Origin of the sequence: Shewanella sp. MTB7, assembly GCF_027571385.1 — a bacterium.
GTDB lineage: Bacteria > Pseudomonadota > Gammaproteobacteria > Enterobacterales > Shewanellaceae > Shewanella.
In genome coordinates this window covers 2,871,765-2,887,901 of record NZ_CP085636.1, presented here as the reverse complement: position 1 = coordinate 2,887,901, position 16,137 = coordinate 2,871,765, and the positions used below count along the sequence as shown (strand labels likewise).

Below are 16,137 nucleotides of genomic sequence, written 5' to 3'. Positions count from 1 at the left end.
TTCTATTTATCAGAAAAAAGAAGCTTAAGCCTCAACCTTCTCCTTTGCTATTTGTTCTTCATCGAGTTTTGAATTAGGAATAGGCCAAGCATTTAGCACCGCTTTGACCAGTGACGCTAATGGAATAGCAAAGAAGACCCCCCACACCCCCCATAAACCGCCAAATACTAGCACCGCAGCAATAATAAATACGGGATGTAAATCCACCGCATCAGAGAACAAAATAGGCACCAATAGATTACCGTCAAGCGCCTGAATTATGCCATAGCCCAACATCAAATAACCGAACTCTGGGCTGATCCCCCACTGAAAAAAGGCAACTAACGCAATAGGTAAGGTTACTAAGGTCGCACCGACATAGGGGATCAAGACCGAAAAGCCCGTTAACACTCCTAAAAGTGCAGCATAGCGCATTCCCATTATGGCAAAGAAGAGGTAACTCACCGCACCAATAATAACAATTTCTATCACCTTGCCACGAATATAGTTAAATATCTGCTGATCCATTTCAAACCATACTTTACGTGCTAACTGACGATTTGTCGGAATGAAACGCTTACTGCCTTTAATCAGTTCATCTTTATCTTTAAGAAAGAAAAATACTAAAAGTGGCACCAAAATAACGTAGACCATTAACACCAATAAGGACGCAGAATAGCCTAATATCTGCTTACCTATGTCAAGAAGATGTTGAGTGTCTAGCATCTTCTTCAATTCACCCACCATAGTATCCAGTTGTGCTGGACTGACAAATTGCGGATACTGGTTTACGTAAGTTTGAGCGGTGAGCAAGCCTTTATCTAACATAGTAGGAAGATCAGTAATTAAGGATACACTCTGCTTCCAAATACTAGGGACAAGACCAAACGTTATCAGAAACATAACGCCAATGAACATCACGAGTACGAGTGAAGCTGCAGCGGTTCTGTTGATCCCGATTTTGTGCATCTGAGCAACGGGCCATTCCAGCAAAAAAGCCAAAACAAGTGCTACAATCAAGGGCGCTAGTAAACCGCCAGCAAAATAAATTGCCAGAGCGATTCCCAATAAGATAAAGACCAGTGTTACAGCCTGTGGGTCACTAAATTTTTCTTTATACCAATTTGTTAATAAAGCTAACATTCGTCATTCCTGAATTTATAATTTCTCTTTAAAGCCTAATGTGACCAATTTAATATTTATCTATGTTACGTATCTTAAGTGTTAAAATATTTTCATCGTTACATAGCTCAGAAAACTCGTAACCAATTTTTTTTAAAAACCGGGGAACATCTTGTCTGGAACCAGTGTCTGATAGTGAAATGAATAACTCTTCCCCTTTCTTTAGCTGTTTTAACGCTAACTTGGCTTTTACAAGTGCCAATGGACAACGAAATGAGGTTAAATCAATAAAAATCATAATAGTCTTGCTATGAACAAACCTTGACTATTATCCTAAGTGACAAGAAGATCACAAGCAATGCTATCACCACGTTGATATCGCATAATTAGTGACAGTATGTTTTATTAAGGATCAGTTTGAGTAAATTCACATCGACAAAATCGCTTTTAGCTGGTGCATTGTCTCTCATATTCTGTGCCACTGCTCCTCTTGCCTTTGCTAATAATGATCTACCCGATCTAGGTACTGCAGCAGTAAACACCTTCAGTCTCGAGAAAGAAACTGTTTATGGTGATGCTTATATGCGTGTTATCCGTTCATCAGCACCCATGCTCAATGACCCAGTGTTGAGCCAATATCTCACAGAATTAGGCAACAAATTAGTAGCACATGCCACTGGAGTCAAGACCCCCTTTTATTTTTTCTTACTAAGAAATGATGAGATCAACGCATTCGCATTTTTTGGCGGACATGTTGGTGTTCATACTGGCTTGTTCCTTAATGCTGATAATGAGAGTCAGATAGCATCTGTACTTGGACACGAAATAACCCACGTAACACAACGACATCTGGCTCGGTCGTTAGAAGCTCAACAAAAAAGCTCTACAGCAACCATGATTGGTATGTTAGGCGCAATACTCTTGACCATTGCAGCCCCACAAGCTGGAATGGCAGCCCTTGCTACAACACAAGCCTTATCAACCCAGTCCAAGATAAATTACACCCGTATGCATGAGAAGGAAGCTGACCGTATCGGCATGAAAATTCTAGTGGACGCGGGTTTCGATCCCAATGGAGCATCAGACTTTTTCGCAAAATTAGCCACACGATACCGATTTACCACTAAGCCACCACAGATGTTATTGACTCACCCTCTTCCAGAGTCACGTATTACTGATGCAAGAAACAGAGCTGCACAATATCCACACAGATATACACCTGACAATATCGACTTTCAATTAGCCAAAGCACGAATACAGGTACGGTTTTCCGGCTACAGTGATGAAGCCGTATTGTCACTATTTGAAACTCAATTAAGCAAGAAGACATACAGTTTTAAAAGTGCAGCTTTGTATGGCAAAGCACTTGCACTCTTCAAGGTTGACCGTTTTAAAGAAGCAGAGTCCATCATAGACTCTCTATTAAAAGAGGATGAAAACAATCTCTTTTACATCGATACTAAAACCGATTTATTGCTGCAAAGAAAGGCCAATGTTGAGGCCATCGCTTTACTGGAGATCCAAAAAAGCCTTAAGCCGACCTCTCAGGTTATCAATATCAACTTAGCCAATGCCTACATTGAATCTGATCAGCCTAAAAAAGCGATCCCCTTGCTAGAAGATCAGATATTTCTGGATAAGCAGAATCAACTTCCCTTCTTTCTGCTCAGTGATGCCTATAAAAAAATAGGCAATAAAGCGCTTGAACATTTCGTAAAAGCGGAGTCCATGGCTTTAGGGGCTGATTATAAAGGGGCTATTGATCAGTTAAATTTCGCTTATCGACTCACTGAAGACAATCCGCTTCAACTTGCACGAATAGAAGCAAGAATAAGGCAGTTTAAACTATCAGATAAAGCACTGGAAGACTTGAAGTAACCACCGTCATGATTTGTCACATCCAGTCCATCAATATGGACTGGATGTGGAAATAGGCATGCATAATACTCATTATTTACATTTACTTATACTGAGATAGGGTTAAAAAAATCAGTGTTTGGTTGGTACTCTTATTGTGACTTCGCTCACATTTTCACGTATGATATCATCACATTTAGAAGACAAGATTAACCACAATGACTCAAGTTACGATTATTCATAATCCTCGCTGTTCGAAAAGCCGCCAAACTCTTGCTCTGCTTGAGGAAAATAACTGTGACATTTTAGTTATTGAATACCTTAAGACTCCTTTACTTAAAAATGACGTTGAAGAGCTATTAACTAAGCTGAATCTAACCGCTAGGGAGATCATGCGTACTAAAGAAACTGAATATAAGGAACAAGGGTTAGGCGAACCTAATCTTACCGAAGCACAACTTATTCAAGCCATTGTCGACACACCTAAACTACTTGAACGTCCAATAGTGTTAGCGAATAATAAAGCTGCCATCGGTCGCCCACCAGAAAACGTGCTTTCAATCTTATAAATGATTTTACAACTAATCTTATAACATAGGTCTTTCATGAGCTCTAACACACTATTTCAGTTTTGCCGAACAGGCTACCTATTCCTCGTGGTTCTTTTGAGTGTTTGGTTCATAAATCAAGGAATAAACGGCCAATACTCTCTTACCTTTATGCTCCTTTGGATCATACCTATCTTGCTGCCACTTAAAGGTGTTATTCAGGGTAAGCCCTACACCTACGCATGGGGGAGTTTTGTTATCTGCCTCTATATGCTTCAAGGACTCACCTTACTTTATGTTACAAACGAGCATTTTATTTTTGCTTTAGTAGAGGTGCTGCTGCTAAGTGCTCTACTGGTGGGCTTCCCCTTTTATGCCAGAATACGCGGACGCGAGTTAGGTTTAGGGTTAAAGAAACTTAAAAAATAACAATGCTCAAGTCATATTACTTAAAGCGCCTTCGGCGCTTTTTGTTTGCTAACTTACAAACTTAAAAGAAGATTAATCACCTAAGCTCATGTTACCTTTAGGTTACATGAATGAGTAATCAAGTTTGGAGTATGCATCTATGAGATATTATAGCGCCCTGAGTCTTATCAGTATTTTAAGCTTAACAGCCTGTGGTGGTGGCTCTGAAGCTGAACCCCAAACTCCAACAGCTCCCACTCCTCCAAGTTTAACTCATTGTGATCAACCCTCAGAACTTAACGTCATCTCAACGTCATCAAGTATTGAGTTTATGACTAAACAAAATTACTTAGCACATCAAACTGCAGCCATTCTGGTCAAGGTTAATAATAGAGACAGTTCGGGACTCGATTTCACATGGCAGCAAATCAGTGGGCCAGCGTTGGTATTATCATCTGTAAAAAGCCCAGTGTTAGCATTTCAGTTGGCTGAAGCTGGTAGCTATTCCTTCTCGGTAAACGTAAAGTCAACGAGTCTTGACCTTACTGAAACAGTTGAAGTTACCGTGAATGATGCCATATCACCTTTACTCAATATTCGCAGTGATCATCAAGTCGTCGAAGGGAATAGTGTCAGTTTCCGTATCGACAGGTTCGGTGAAAACGAAGATCAAATCCCGTCAAATATCAACTGGTGTATTGCCTTTGGTCCCGAAGTTAACCTAGATATAGTCAATCTTGAACGTCCGCAGTTTATTGCACCAACAGTCGACGCCGATACCGTCTCCATATTACGAGCTACAGCGACTATTTCTGGAGAATCTGTCACTGGAGAGGTATTAGCCTTAATCACGAATGAAGCCACTATCACTTCACAATATTTCGATGAGCCTATAGCGAGAATATTTGCCTATAAAGAAAGCTCGCCTTACGCAAGTGCAATAGAAACATGTATTTACTCTAATCAACTGACCTCACCTTGTACGACAAGTAAGTTGCCTTTACTTGGGCAGATATCTGGCGGGACAGATAAAGCAAAAATAATGGACAGAGTCTTGGTTTCACATCAATGGATGGGAGAGAACTTTGAAACCTTTATCAACCAAATGGACTCAAACAGTGATTTTGCAAACCTCCTACAGTCGGTGACAGCCGTGGTGATAAGTTACGATGTTCGCCCCTCTTTTTACTGGGTCGTCACTGGCGCTATCTATCTGGACCCTAGCGATCTCTGGCTCCTTGCCGAAGAGCGTGACGTGATTAATGAAGCCGCCGATTTTCGCAGTAATTTCAGTAATGACTTAGGCTTCATCATGCCTTGGCGTTACGTAAAAAATAATGCTTCTGTCTCCTACACCATTGCACGTTCAACAAGAACCAATCGAACGCTGGGTGAGATGTCTCCAGATTTATCTTCCCTGCTCTACCATGAATTGGCACATGCCAATGATTTCTTTCCAAGTTCTATCCACTCAAGCTTGGGTTTAGATAATCAAACCTTGCTTGATCATTTTCAAAGTAGAGCTAATGCTGGTGAGTTAATTTCAGATAAAGTCACGGCTCAATTTCCCCTATCAAGTGATGAGATGTTCAGCCTGGCTAAGGTCAGTTTCAAAGGAGAAACGGCAAACTCAGTCCAAAAAGCTTATCTACCAGATGACATCACTCAATTTTTCTCCAACGATACTGCCAGTGACTATTATGCTTACTCAAGTACTCGTGAAGATACGGCTATGTTGTTTGAAGAAGCCATGATGAGCCATAGATATGACATTTTACGGGATATGGGAGTGACTGATCGCCCTCAAAATGCAACAGCTGAGACGATTATTGTTGACTGGGGTCAGCGAGGACGAATAGGCCAAAGCTCACTGCAAGATAGAGCGGCTTTTATTATCGATAGTATTTTCCCTAATATGAATGGTACTAACTTAATAAGTAACCTCCCTGAGCCGATTGCAATGAAATCGGGGGACTCCTGGTCTAAGAACCTAACTATCTCACCGTCAGCGAGTGCTAAAAAATCCAGAACGGATCAACAAAGCAGTGTTCAAATTGAATCAATCTCACCTAAGCTTAGGATCAGTGGCGATAGACATAAACTGTTAGATTAAAAAGACAATGGACACAAAAAAGCGCGGTTCTCATTGAGTCTCCGCGCTTTCTATTTTCATTATAACGATAACCGAAAAGAACCCTACAACCTTAACATCTCTTTAACGAAAGGAATTGTCAACTTACGTTGATGGACCAATGACGCCTTATCTAGTTTATCTAATACATCAAAGAGTGTTCGAAGATCACGCGCTAATCGATTAAGAAGAAAGCGACCGACATCTTCTGGAAGCTGCAAGCCTCTCATTGCAGCTCGTCGTTGCAGGGCTGCCAACTTTTCATTATCTGCCATAGGTTGCAGTTGATAATTTAAACCCCACTGCATACGAGAAATAAGATCAGGTAAGGTAAAGCCAGAATCCGTTGGGGAAACGTTGGCACTGACAATGAGTGAGCAACGCTTATGTTCAGAGACTCGGTTATAAAGATCAAAAATAGCCTCCTCCCACAATGGATGTCCGGCAATGGCATCGACGTCATCAATACAAATAAGATCTAAATTCTCCAAGCCTTCGAGTAATGCCGTTGAAATACTGGCATGAATACCCAAGGGGAGATAAAAACTACTACGGTGCAGATCATTTGCATGCGCACATGCCGCATGCATAAGGTGAGTTCTACCTGATTTAACAGGTCCCCACAAAAATACCGTACGTTCCGAGTGTCCTTCCGCACATGCTTGTAAACTCTGAATTAATTCATCATTTCCAGCGGCTGGATAATAACTATTGAAGGTCTCATCATCAGGCAGATGAACGGGTAATGATAACTGTATAGGTGAATTAGATTTCACTCAAGTACTTCTCAATTTCAAACGATGTAACTTAGATACTCATCTTAACATGAGTATCCACCAATTTGAATAACTAGCCAAGCCATCGGTATTCCAACTCTTGATCTAAAACAGTAGTTGGATCCATAACGTTTTCATTGCTATTCATATCACCTCGAATTCGAGATTCGGTCTCTAAAACTCTTGGATCAAGTGCCATCAAACGATGGAGTTCATCAAGAGTACCAAACAGCTCAAGATTGTACTTAACACTGGAACCTAGCATTTGAGTAACATTAACCGATTTAACTGCACTGAGTTGTTTTAGGTATTTTTCAATTTCAACCAACTGCTTCATCTCAGAGATATCAATAAAAGTAATTGAACTATTAAGCTGGGCTCCCGTGTCGGCAATAGCATAACGGCTAACATAATACTCACTTACGACAGATATAATCCCTTTCACAGCGGCATTAACATCGACAGCTTCCTGACGTTGACTGACCAAAGGTGTCATCATCCCTTGTTGTCCAGCGCCTTTAGCAAATAAAGAAACGCTATACTCTACGCCATTCACATTAGGACTCATTGATGCCACTGCAAAGTAGTCGGACTGGTAACGCAGAGACGCTTGATCAACTTGAGTAACAAACATCCCTCTTACATCATTGACCGAGATCTGCATATTATCATCGAGATCCATCAACGGAAATAATAGAGGCACGCCTTTGGCTTCGGCTTCCAATTTAAAAGAATGACGTGTATCCCGCAGTGAAGCATCATTAAGAATACTTCTCTCACCATCAAGATCTTCAACCAGCCAAATCAGGGTCAAGGGACGTTGCTTACCCCAGACAGGCAGTTGAGCATCTCGTAGAAGTTTCAGTATACGTCGATGATCAAAATTGACTCTAAGGAATAACTCTCCATCAATATCATGATAACCATATTGGCTTATTAGTGTATTGGGAGACTTTACTTTCGCCATTACAATTGGATTGGTTAATGCACTTTTTGCACCTGAATTTTTTAGTATCACGTTTTGAAGCGCTAATGAGATAGCCTTATTGCGTTCAGCTGTCGAACGGGTTTCAACAGGAACTAGACTCTCGTCCAATACAGTGACTTCTGCAGCATTGACTGAGTTGAGCTGAATCAACAAACAACTCGCATATAAAATTGAGGCTTTAAATAAGGTTTTGAGCATCTTCTACTGTTCTAAAGATTCAGATATCAAAATTGTATCACAACTTTTATCCCGCATCTGATCTCACTTCATTATTACTATACAATCATAAATCTGTTTAATAAGTTCCCGATAGAGTGACACTCATCTCAATCAAAACAACCAAAAACTGTTATGGTCTTCAGGTTTACCTAATCGTTAAGAGAATAATAATGAAAAATGTTTCACTTGCACTTCAAGGGGCTCAAATGCTCTTTGTTGCCTTTGGTGCGCTGGTATTAATGCCGCTGTTAACAGGCTTGGATACTAGTGTTGCTCTATTTACAGCCGGTGTTGGTACCTTAATATTTCAACTTATCACCAAACGACAAATCCCCATCTTTCTAGCCTCATCATTCGCTTTTATCGCACCAATTATGTATGGCGTGCAAACATGGGGGATCCCATCCACCATGGGTGGATTAATGGCCGCTGGTTGTGTCTATTTAATTCTTGCAACCTTAGTTAAGGTTAGGGGAGATGGTTTTATTAAACGATTACTTCCTCCTGTAGTGGTTGGTCCTGTGATAATAGTGATCGGTTTAGGACTAGCACCAACTGCCGTTAACATGGCTTTAGGTAAAAGTGGCGATGGTTCAATCATATTGGTTGAACAAAGTACGGCCTTATTTATTTCACTCTCAGCTCTGTTAAGCACTGTAGCTGTCGCTATATTTGCCAAAGGGTTATTGAAACTAATGCCTATCTTAGCCGGTATTCTTGTTGGCTATGGTTTGAGTTTAGGATTTGGCATCATTGACTTTACGCCAGTACTCACCGCGAGTTGGATTGCTATGCCCAAGTTTGTTGCGCCAGAATTAAATTGGTATGCCATTGCCTTTATGATCCCGGTTGCCATAGCCCCCGCAGTCGAACACATTGGCGATATTCTTGCTATCTCCAATGTCACTGGAAAAGACTATTTTAAAAAACCAGGTTTACATCGCACCTTAGCCGGAGACGGCGTTGCCACTATCGCAGCCTCAGCCTTTGGTGGGCCACCAAATACCACTTATTCTGAAGTCACTGGCGCGATAACGTTAACCAAAAACTTCAACCCTGTAGTCATGACATATACTGCAATCATCGCCATTATTCTTGCCTTTGTCGGTAAACTGGGAGCCGTCATGTTGACGATACCAGTCCCGGTGATGGGTGGGATCATGTGTCTATTGTTCGGTTCTATTGCCGCTGTAGGGCTAAATGCTTTAATCAGGAATCAAGTGGATCTTAATGAGCCAAGAAATCTGTGTATCGTGGGTGTGACCTTAGTCTTCGGTATTGGCGGCATGGCTTTTGGCATAGGTTCATTCAGCCTAACTGGGATCAGCTTGTGTGGAATCGTAGCCATCATGATGAACTTATTATTACCAATGCCTAAAGCGTCAAAACCTGAATCTCAAGTATAAATATTCAATCGGTATAAGATCACAAAAATTAAAACAAAAAGCCTTTCAAATGAAAGGCTTTCTTAGCTACACCGCACTTAAAAACTTAATTAAGAAGCATTTTCTTCTGATTGATGTTTAGCTGCAGTCTCTGCAATCAAGGTTTGTAGCTCACCTTTTTGGTACATCTCAGTCAAGATGTCACAACCACCGATTAACTCACCTTCGATCCATAATTGCGGAAAGGTTGGCCAGTTAGCATATTTAGGCAATTCACTGCGAATGTCCGGATGTTGTAGAATATCAACAAACGCAAACTGGGCATTACAGTTAATCATAATTTGAGAGACTTGAGATGAAAAACCACAGCTCGGTAATTTAGGTGAACCTTTCATATACACTATGATAGGATTTTCAGAAATCTGCTGCTTGATCTTCTCTACTGTTTCGTTTGTTTCCATTATTATTTTCCTAGCTCACACGATAGCGAATAAATTTCCTCTATTGTACTTCAGGTAAGCCTAGAACTAAAACCTACTTTTTATAAGGCTTTAACAGACTAATTTTATCGATTGCAAAAATCTTATAATTGAACATACTGTGTGTGATTTTTCGAGTAGAATCATACTAACAAATACTATAAATCAATTTTTTGTTGAGTGGAGAAACGCAATGGCTTTTGAATTACCAGCACTACCTTACGCTAAAGATGCTCTTGAACCGCATATTTCTCAAGAAACCATCGAATATCATTACGGTAAGCACCACAATACTTATGTTGTAAAGCTTAACGGTCTAGTAGAAGGTACAGAATTAGCTGAAAAGAGCCTAGAAGAGATCATTAAGACCTCTTCTGGTGGTATTTTTAATAATGCAGCCCAAATCTGGAACCATACTTTCTATTGGAACTGCCTATCACCAAATGGCGGCGGCGTTGCAACTGGTGCAGTAGCAAAAGCAATTGATGAAGCTTTTGGCTCGTTTGAAGCATTTAAAGCAAAGTTTACTGATTCAGCTGTAAATAATTTTGGTAGTGCTTGGACTTGGCTTGTGAAGAACTCTGATGGTTCTGTCGCCATCGTGAACACAAGCAATGCAGCTACACCTCTAACGGATAGCAGTGTTACACCTCTGATGACTGTTGATGTTTGGGAGCATGCTTACTACATTGATTATCGCAATGTTAGACCTGATTACCTTGCCCATTATTGGGAACTGGTAAATTGGGATTTTGTTAATCAGAATTTTGCTTAATTTTTAGTTAAACCTGACGAGTAACCATACTCATCACTAAAAATATTAGGAGCTTTTTAAAGCTCCTTTTTTATTTCCGCTAACCACTTCTTACTGCACTATCCCCTAACCTACTTCTGCAACTGTTGCATTTGCAACTGTTTGTCATTGTTTTATTTAACTTTTTTAATGCTTAGTTAACGATTTAGGTCTAATATTAATAACAGGAGACTGGTTTTCAGTTATCGCTTTCAACCTATTTGGGCGTTTCAGGGGGTAGACTATGAGCATATTTGAGCATTACCAACAGCGCTATGAAAAAAAGCTGGACGAAGAATATTCATTACAGGAATTTTTAACCATCTGTAAAGAGAACCGAAGTTCTTATGCATTGGCAGCCGAGAGATTGCTTCTTGCAATTGGAGAACCTGAAGTTGTCGATACATCAAAAGATCCTATTCTCAGCAGAATTTTCTCCAACCGGTTAATTTCACGCTACCCAGAATTTAAAAACTTCTATGGCATGGAAGAGGCTATTCAACAGATAGTCGCTTACCTTAAACATTCAGCACAGGGTCTTGAGGAATCAAAGCAGATATTGTATTTACTTGGTCCTGTTGGCGGCGGTAAATCATCGCTGGCAGAAAAGCTAAAGTCTTTAATGCAGAAAATCCCCATTTACATCTTGAGTGCAAATGGTGTTAGAAGCCCTGTTAATGATCATCCATTCTGTCTTTTTAACCCTGATGAGGATGCAGAATTACTGTTCAATGAATACAAAATCCCTCACAGATACTTAAAATGTATTATGTCACCTTGGGCTGTAAAACGTTTACATGAGTTTGGGGGCGACATATCTAAATTTAAGGTTGTCAAAGTCTACCCCGCCATTTTAGACCAAATGGCCATCGCAAAAACAGAGCCTGGAGATGAGAACAATCAAGATATCTCCTCTTTAGTTGGTAAAGTCGACATTAGGCAATTAGAACATTTTGCCCAGAATGATGCAGATGCTTACTCCTACTCAGGTGCATTATGCCGTGCCAATCAAGGGTTAATGGAATTTGTAGAGATGTTTAAAGCGCCGATTAAGGTGCTTCACCCGCTACTAACTGCGACTCAGGAGGGTAATTATAATGGTACCGAGGGTCTCTCTGCCCTCCCCTTTACTGGCATGATACTCGCCCATTCTAATGAGTCTGAATGGACCACCTTTAGAAACAATAAAACAAATGAAGCATTCTTAGATAGGGTATACATAGTCAAGGTACCTTACTGCCTCAGGATCACTGAGGAGATACAGATCTACAACAAATTACTTTCTAACTCTGAACTGGCTAAGGCTCCTTGTGCTCCAGGTACACTAGAAACGTTAGCTCAATTTAGTGTGCTATCTAGAATGGTTGCACCAGAGAACTCCTCCATCTATTCAAAAATGCGAGTCTATGATGGTGAAAGCCTCAAAGACACAGATCCAAAGGCTAAATCATACCAAGAATATCGTGACTATGCTGGAGTCGATGAAGGAATGCATGGGTTATCAACCCGTTTCTCTTTTAAAATCCTCTCTAAAGTCTTTAACTTCGATCACAGCGAGATAGCAGCCAATCCGGTTCATCTTTTCTATGTGCTTGAAAGACAGATAGAGCAAGAGCAATTCCCAAGCGATACAGCAGAACGTTACCTCGAGTTCCTCAAGGGCTACCTTATTCCTAAGTATGTTGAATTTATCGGTAAGGAGATCCAAACCGCCTACCTCGAATCGTATTCCGAATATGGCCAAAATATTTTTGACCGCTACGTAACCTATGCCGACTTCTGGATCCAAGATCAAGAATATCGAGATCCTGAAACTGGACAACTCTTCGACCGTTCAGCCTTAAACGCAGAGCTTGAAAAAATTGAAAAACCAGCGGGTATTAGTAATCCAAAAGATTTCCGAAATGAGATAGTTAACTTTGTACTAAGAGCGAGAGCCAATAATGATGGTTCTAATCCACTTTGGACCAGCTATGAAAAACTTCGTACTGTAATAGAGAAGAAGATGTTCTCAAATACAGAAGATCTTTTACCTGTTATCTCTTTCAACGCTAAAACCTCAACCGATGATCAACGTAAGCATGATGACTTCATCGATCGTATGATGGATAAAGGTTACACCAAGAAACAGGTCAGACTGCTATCAGAATGGTATCTGAGAGTACGTAAGTCTTCTTAACTTAGAGAGACAAGTAGGGAGCTTGCTCCCTACTATGGCTTGGGAGGTGCGCATGGCGAATTTTATCGATAGACGGCTTAATGCTAAGGGAAAAAGTACAGTCAACCGTCAACGTTTCATTAATAGATATAAGCAACAGATTAAAAAATCTGTCAGCGATGCAGTAACAAGAAGAAGTGTCACAGACGTCGACAAAGGGGAGAAAATTGGTATCCCCACAAAAGATATACAAGAGCCTTCTTTTCATCAAGGTCAAGGTGGTATTAGAGAGCGCGTTCATCCTGGCAATGATCAATTTACTCGAGGCGATAAGATTGAGCGTCCCCCATCAGGCGGTGGTCAAGGCTCAGGTCAAGGCGAAGCTTCTGATTCAGGTGAAGGTGAGGATGATTTTGTATTTCAGATCTCAAAAGATGAGTACTTAGAGCTGCTTTTTGAAGATCTAGAACTGCCAAACTTACAAAACAATCGTCTAAATAAGTTAGTTGAATATCAAACATACCGAGCTGGATTTACTAATGACGGCGTTCCGGCAAACATCAATATTGTGCGCTCACTCAGATCATCGCTTGCCAGACGCATCGCAATGTCGTCATCGAAGAAGAAAGACCTAAAGCAACTGATGATTGAACTTGAGAAGCTTGAGAATACTCCAGGTGCAAAAGCTGAAAAAATTCTGTCTTTAAAACAAGATATTGAAGAATTAAAGCGGAAAATTTCTAAAGTGCCTTTCATCGATACGTTCGATCTTAGGTATAACAACTATGCCAAAAGGGAGATCCCTTCGAGTCAAGCTGTCATGTTCTGCATAATGGACGTATCAGGTTCTATGGATCAAGCAACCAAAGATATGGCTAAACGGTTTTATATTTTGCTATACCTTTTCCTAACTCGAACCTATAAAAATCTAGACGTCGTCTACATACGCCACCATACGCAAGCTAAGGAAGTCGATGAACATGAATTTTTCTACTCACAAGAAACGGGTGGAACGATAGTCTCTAGTGCGTTAAAACTCATGCATCAAATACAGAAAGAGCGTTACCCTGAGAGCGAATGGAACATCTATGCGGCTCAGGCTTCTGACGGTGACAACTGGGCTGACGATTCACCAGGATGTAAAACACTATTAGAGGAAAAACTATTACCTGTAGTGCGATACTTTAGTTATATAGAGATCACCAACCGCGCTCATCAAACACTTTGGCGTGAATACGAGAGCTTGCAACAAAGCTTCGATAACATCGCCGTGCAACATATTAAGCAAGCTGAAGACATATACCCTGTATTTAGAGAACTATTTAAGAAACAAGCTGTTTAGGGGGCGTTATGGATAAGAGAAAAAAGAGAACACCGCTTGACGATGGGCCAGATTGGAACTTTGAACTATTGCAAACTTACTTAACAGAAATAGAAAAAGTTGCAGCACATTACAAACTTGACTCATATCCAAACCAAATTGAGGTGATCACGGCCGAACAGATGATGGATGCCTATGCAGGCATCGGCATGCCCATAGGTTATACTCATTGGTCGTTCGGTAAAAAATTCATTGAGACCGAGCAGAGCTATAAACGTGGTCAGATGGGTCTTGCCTATGAGATTGTTATTAACTCTGACCCCTGTATCGCTTACCTTATGGAAGAAAATACCATTACCATGCAAGCATTGGTGATGGCCCATGCTTGTTTTGGTCATAATAGCTTCTTTAAAAGCAACTATCTTTTCAAAACATGGACAGATGCCAGTTCTATTATTGACTATCTTGTTTTTGCTAAAAACTACATAAGTCAATGTGAAGAAGTCCACGGCGTTGAAAAAGTTGAATTAATTATTGATTCTTGTCATGCCTTAATGAATTACGGCGTTGACCGATATAAACGTCCAAGTGAAATATCTTTTAAGGAGGAACAACTCAGACAAAAAGATCGTGAAGAATATCTGCAGAGTCAGGTTAATGATCTCTGGCGAACGATACCATCAACTCAAAGTGAGTCAAAAGAGAAACCTAGGTCAAGCTTTCCAGAAGAACCCCAAGAAAATATTCTCTACTTTATAGAGAAACACGCCCCCTTATTAAAACCATGGGAACGGGAGATTGTCCGCATCGTACGTAAGATGGGGCAATACTTCTACCCACAAAAACAAACTCAGGTAATGAATGAAGGTTGGGCTACATTTTGGCACTATACCATACTCAATCACCTATATGATGAGGGTTTGGTTACCGACAGGTTTATGCTGGAATTCTTACAAAATCATACCAATGTAATTGCGCAACCTAGCTACAACAGCCCTCATTATAGCGGGATTAATCCCTATGCATTAGGGTTTAACATGTTTATCGATATTAGACGAATATGTGAAAATCCGACAGAGGAGGATAAACATTGGTTTCCTGACATAGCCGGCAGTGATTGGCTTGAAACATTACATTTTGCAATGGAAAACTTTAAAGATGAAAGCTTTATTAGTCAGTATTTATCACCCAATATTATCCGCCAATTTAAACTCTTTGGTATTTTAGATGATGATAAAAAGAACTATTTATCAGTTTCGGCAATTCACGATGAACAAGGTTACAAAGATATTCGACAGATGTTGTCACAACAATACAATCTGTCAAATTTAGAACCAAATATTCAAGTTCAAAATGTCGAAATAAAGGGGGATAGGTCACTAACATTAAGATACATCCCTACCAATCGGGTTCCTCTGTCAAAAAGCCGTCACGAAGTGGTCAAGCATTTACATCGACTTTGGGGATTTGATGTTAGATTAGAGGAAGTTGGTGATGATGGGGAACAAACGATTATCGCGACTTGTCCAAATGACGATGAGGAATAATTAACCTTGATGATTAAATATAAAAAAAGCGCCAATAGGCGCTTTTTTTATTAACTACACTACACGCTTATGCGTAAGTGAAATCTACGTGCTCAATAAGAGGCTTGAACGCGTGACGTTGCATAGCTTTAACGCTAACTTTAACGTCAGTACCATCAAGGTTGATAGTTAGAGCAACGGTGTAAAAATCTTCATTCGCTTGAATGTTGATGATATCTTTATGGTCAAAAACGATAGCAACAGGCTCTTTACCTGGACCATAGATAACTGCAGGGACTTTGTCGGCATGACGTAGGCGGCGGCTCGAACCTTTCCCAATTTCAGTACGGACTTGTGCAGCGATAGTATAAGACATAGCTTTCTCACTTAAATAAATTAGTTTCAGTTTGTCCCCCATTTTCGACCAACGAGGACGCTTTTATTGCG

Annotated in this window: 15 protein-coding genes; 9 read left to right on the top strand and 6 right to left on the bottom strand. The window is 40.4% G+C overall.

Going from position 1 to position 16,137, the window contains the following annotated elements; translation table 11 throughout:
• Positions 1 to 24 precede the first annotated feature (24 nt).
• Entirely contained in the window at positions 25 to 1,122 is a 1,098-nt protein-coding gene (locus HWQ47_RS12325) for an AI-2E family transporter (RefSeq protein ID WP_269971405.1), read from the bottom strand.
• A 49-nt stretch (positions 1,123 to 1,171) separates the two neighbouring features.
• A complete protein-coding gene (locus tag HWQ47_RS12320; RefSeq protein WP_269971404.1) occupies positions 1,172 to 1,399 on the bottom strand; it encodes a sulfurtransferase TusA family protein in 228 nt (75 codons plus the stop codon).
• Between the two features lie 119 nt (positions 1,400 to 1,518).
• Here HWQ47_RS12320 and HWQ47_RS12315 point away from each other — a divergent pair, with 119 nt between their 5' ends.
• The 4 genes from HWQ47_RS12315 to HWQ47_RS12300 all read left to right on the top strand — a co-directional run bounded on the left by HWQ47_RS12315 (position 1,519) and on the right by HWQ47_RS12300 (position 6,027).
• Positions 1,519 to 2,979 carry a M48 family metalloprotease gene (locus HWQ47_RS12315; protein ID WP_269971403.1) on the top strand — a complete coding sequence of 487 codons (1,461 nt, stop codon included), beginning with the start codon at positions 1,519 to 1,521 and terminating at the stop codon, positions 2,977 to 2,979.
• A 197-nt stretch (positions 2,980 to 3,176) separates the two neighbouring features.
• Positions 3,177 to 3,527 carry an arsenate reductase (glutaredoxin) gene (gene arsC / locus HWQ47_RS12310; protein WP_269971402.1) on the top strand — a complete coding sequence of 117 codons (351 nt, stop codon included), beginning with the start codon at positions 3,177 to 3,179 and terminating at the stop codon, positions 3,525 to 3,527.
• A 36-nt stretch (positions 3,528 to 3,563) separates the two neighbouring features.
• A complete protein-coding gene (locus HWQ47_RS12305; RefSeq protein WP_269971401.1) occupies positions 3,564 to 3,935 on the top strand; it encodes a DUF2069 domain-containing protein in 372 nt (123 codons plus the stop codon).
• A 139-nt stretch (positions 3,936 to 4,074) separates the two neighbouring features.
• Positions 4,075 to 6,027 carry a hypothetical protein gene (locus HWQ47_RS12300; RefSeq protein ID WP_269971400.1) on the top strand — a complete coding sequence of 651 codons (1,953 nt, stop codon included), beginning with the start codon at positions 4,075 to 4,077 and terminating at the stop codon, positions 6,025 to 6,027.
• An 83-nt stretch (positions 6,028 to 6,110) separates the two neighbouring features.
• On the opposite strand, the gene hda is transcribed toward HWQ47_RS12300, so the two are convergent.
• Both hda and HWQ47_RS12290 read right to left on the bottom strand, forming a co-directional pair.
• Entirely contained in the window at positions 6,111 to 6,821 is a 711-nt protein-coding gene (gene hda / locus HWQ47_RS12295) for a DnaA inactivator Hda (RefSeq protein WP_269971399.1), read from the bottom strand.
• Between the two features lie 73 nt (positions 6,822 to 6,894).
• Positions 6,895 to 8,007, bottom strand: a complete 1,113-nt coding sequence (locus HWQ47_RS12290) for a DUF2066 domain-containing protein (RefSeq protein ID WP_269971398.1) — start codon at positions 8,005 to 8,007, stop codon at positions 6,895 to 6,897.
• A 191-nt stretch (positions 8,008 to 8,198) separates the two neighbouring features.
• Here HWQ47_RS12290 and HWQ47_RS12285 point away from each other — a divergent pair, with 191 nt between their 5' ends.
• Entirely contained in the window at positions 8,199 to 9,434 is a 1,236-nt protein-coding gene (locus HWQ47_RS12285; RefSeq protein WP_269971397.1) for a uracil-xanthine permease family protein, read from the top strand.
• 89 nt (positions 9,435 to 9,523) lie between these two features.
• Here the strand turns inward: HWQ47_RS12285 and grxD are convergent, their stop codons facing one another.
• Positions 9,524 to 9,874 carry a Grx4 family monothiol glutaredoxin gene (gene grxD / locus HWQ47_RS12280; RefSeq protein ID WP_269971396.1) on the bottom strand — a complete coding sequence of 117 codons (351 nt, stop codon included), beginning with the start codon at positions 9,872 to 9,874 and terminating at the stop codon, positions 9,524 to 9,526.
• Positions 9,875 to 10,085: 211 nt separating this feature from the next.
• On the opposite strand from grxD, the gene sodB reads away from it, so the two are divergent.
• From sodB to HWQ47_RS12260, 4 genes are all read left to right on the top strand, one after another.
• Entirely contained in the window at positions 10,086 to 10,667 is a 582-nt protein-coding gene (gene sodB / locus HWQ47_RS12275; protein ID WP_269971395.1) for a superoxide dismutase [Fe], read from the top strand.
• Between the two features lie 262 nt (positions 10,668 to 10,929).
• Positions 10,930 to 12,864 carry a PrkA family serine protein kinase gene (locus HWQ47_RS12270; protein WP_269971394.1) on the top strand — a complete coding sequence of 645 codons (1,935 nt, stop codon included), beginning with the start codon at positions 10,930 to 10,932 and terminating at the stop codon, positions 12,862 to 12,864.
• A gap of 52 nt (positions 12,865 to 12,916) precedes the next feature.
• Positions 12,917 to 14,185, top strand: a complete 1,269-nt coding sequence (locus tag HWQ47_RS12265; RefSeq protein ID WP_269971393.1) for a YeaH/YhbH family protein — start codon at positions 12,917 to 12,919, stop codon at positions 14,183 to 14,185.
• A gap of 8 nt (positions 14,186 to 14,193) precedes the next feature.
• Positions 14,194 to 15,711, top strand: a complete 1,518-nt coding sequence (locus HWQ47_RS12260; RefSeq protein WP_269971392.1) for a SpoVR family protein — start codon at positions 14,194 to 14,196, stop codon at positions 15,709 to 15,711.
• Positions 15,712 to 15,778: 67 nt separating this feature from the next.
• Here HWQ47_RS12260 and rplY read toward each other — a convergent pair whose 3' ends face one another.
• Positions 15,779 to 16,066: a 50S ribosomal protein L25 gene (gene rplY / locus HWQ47_RS12255; RefSeq protein ID WP_269971391.1), complete on the bottom strand. Its 288-nt coding sequence runs from the start codon at positions 16,064 to 16,066 to the stop codon at positions 15,779 to 15,781.
• Positions 16,067 to 16,137 lie beyond the last annotated feature (71 nt).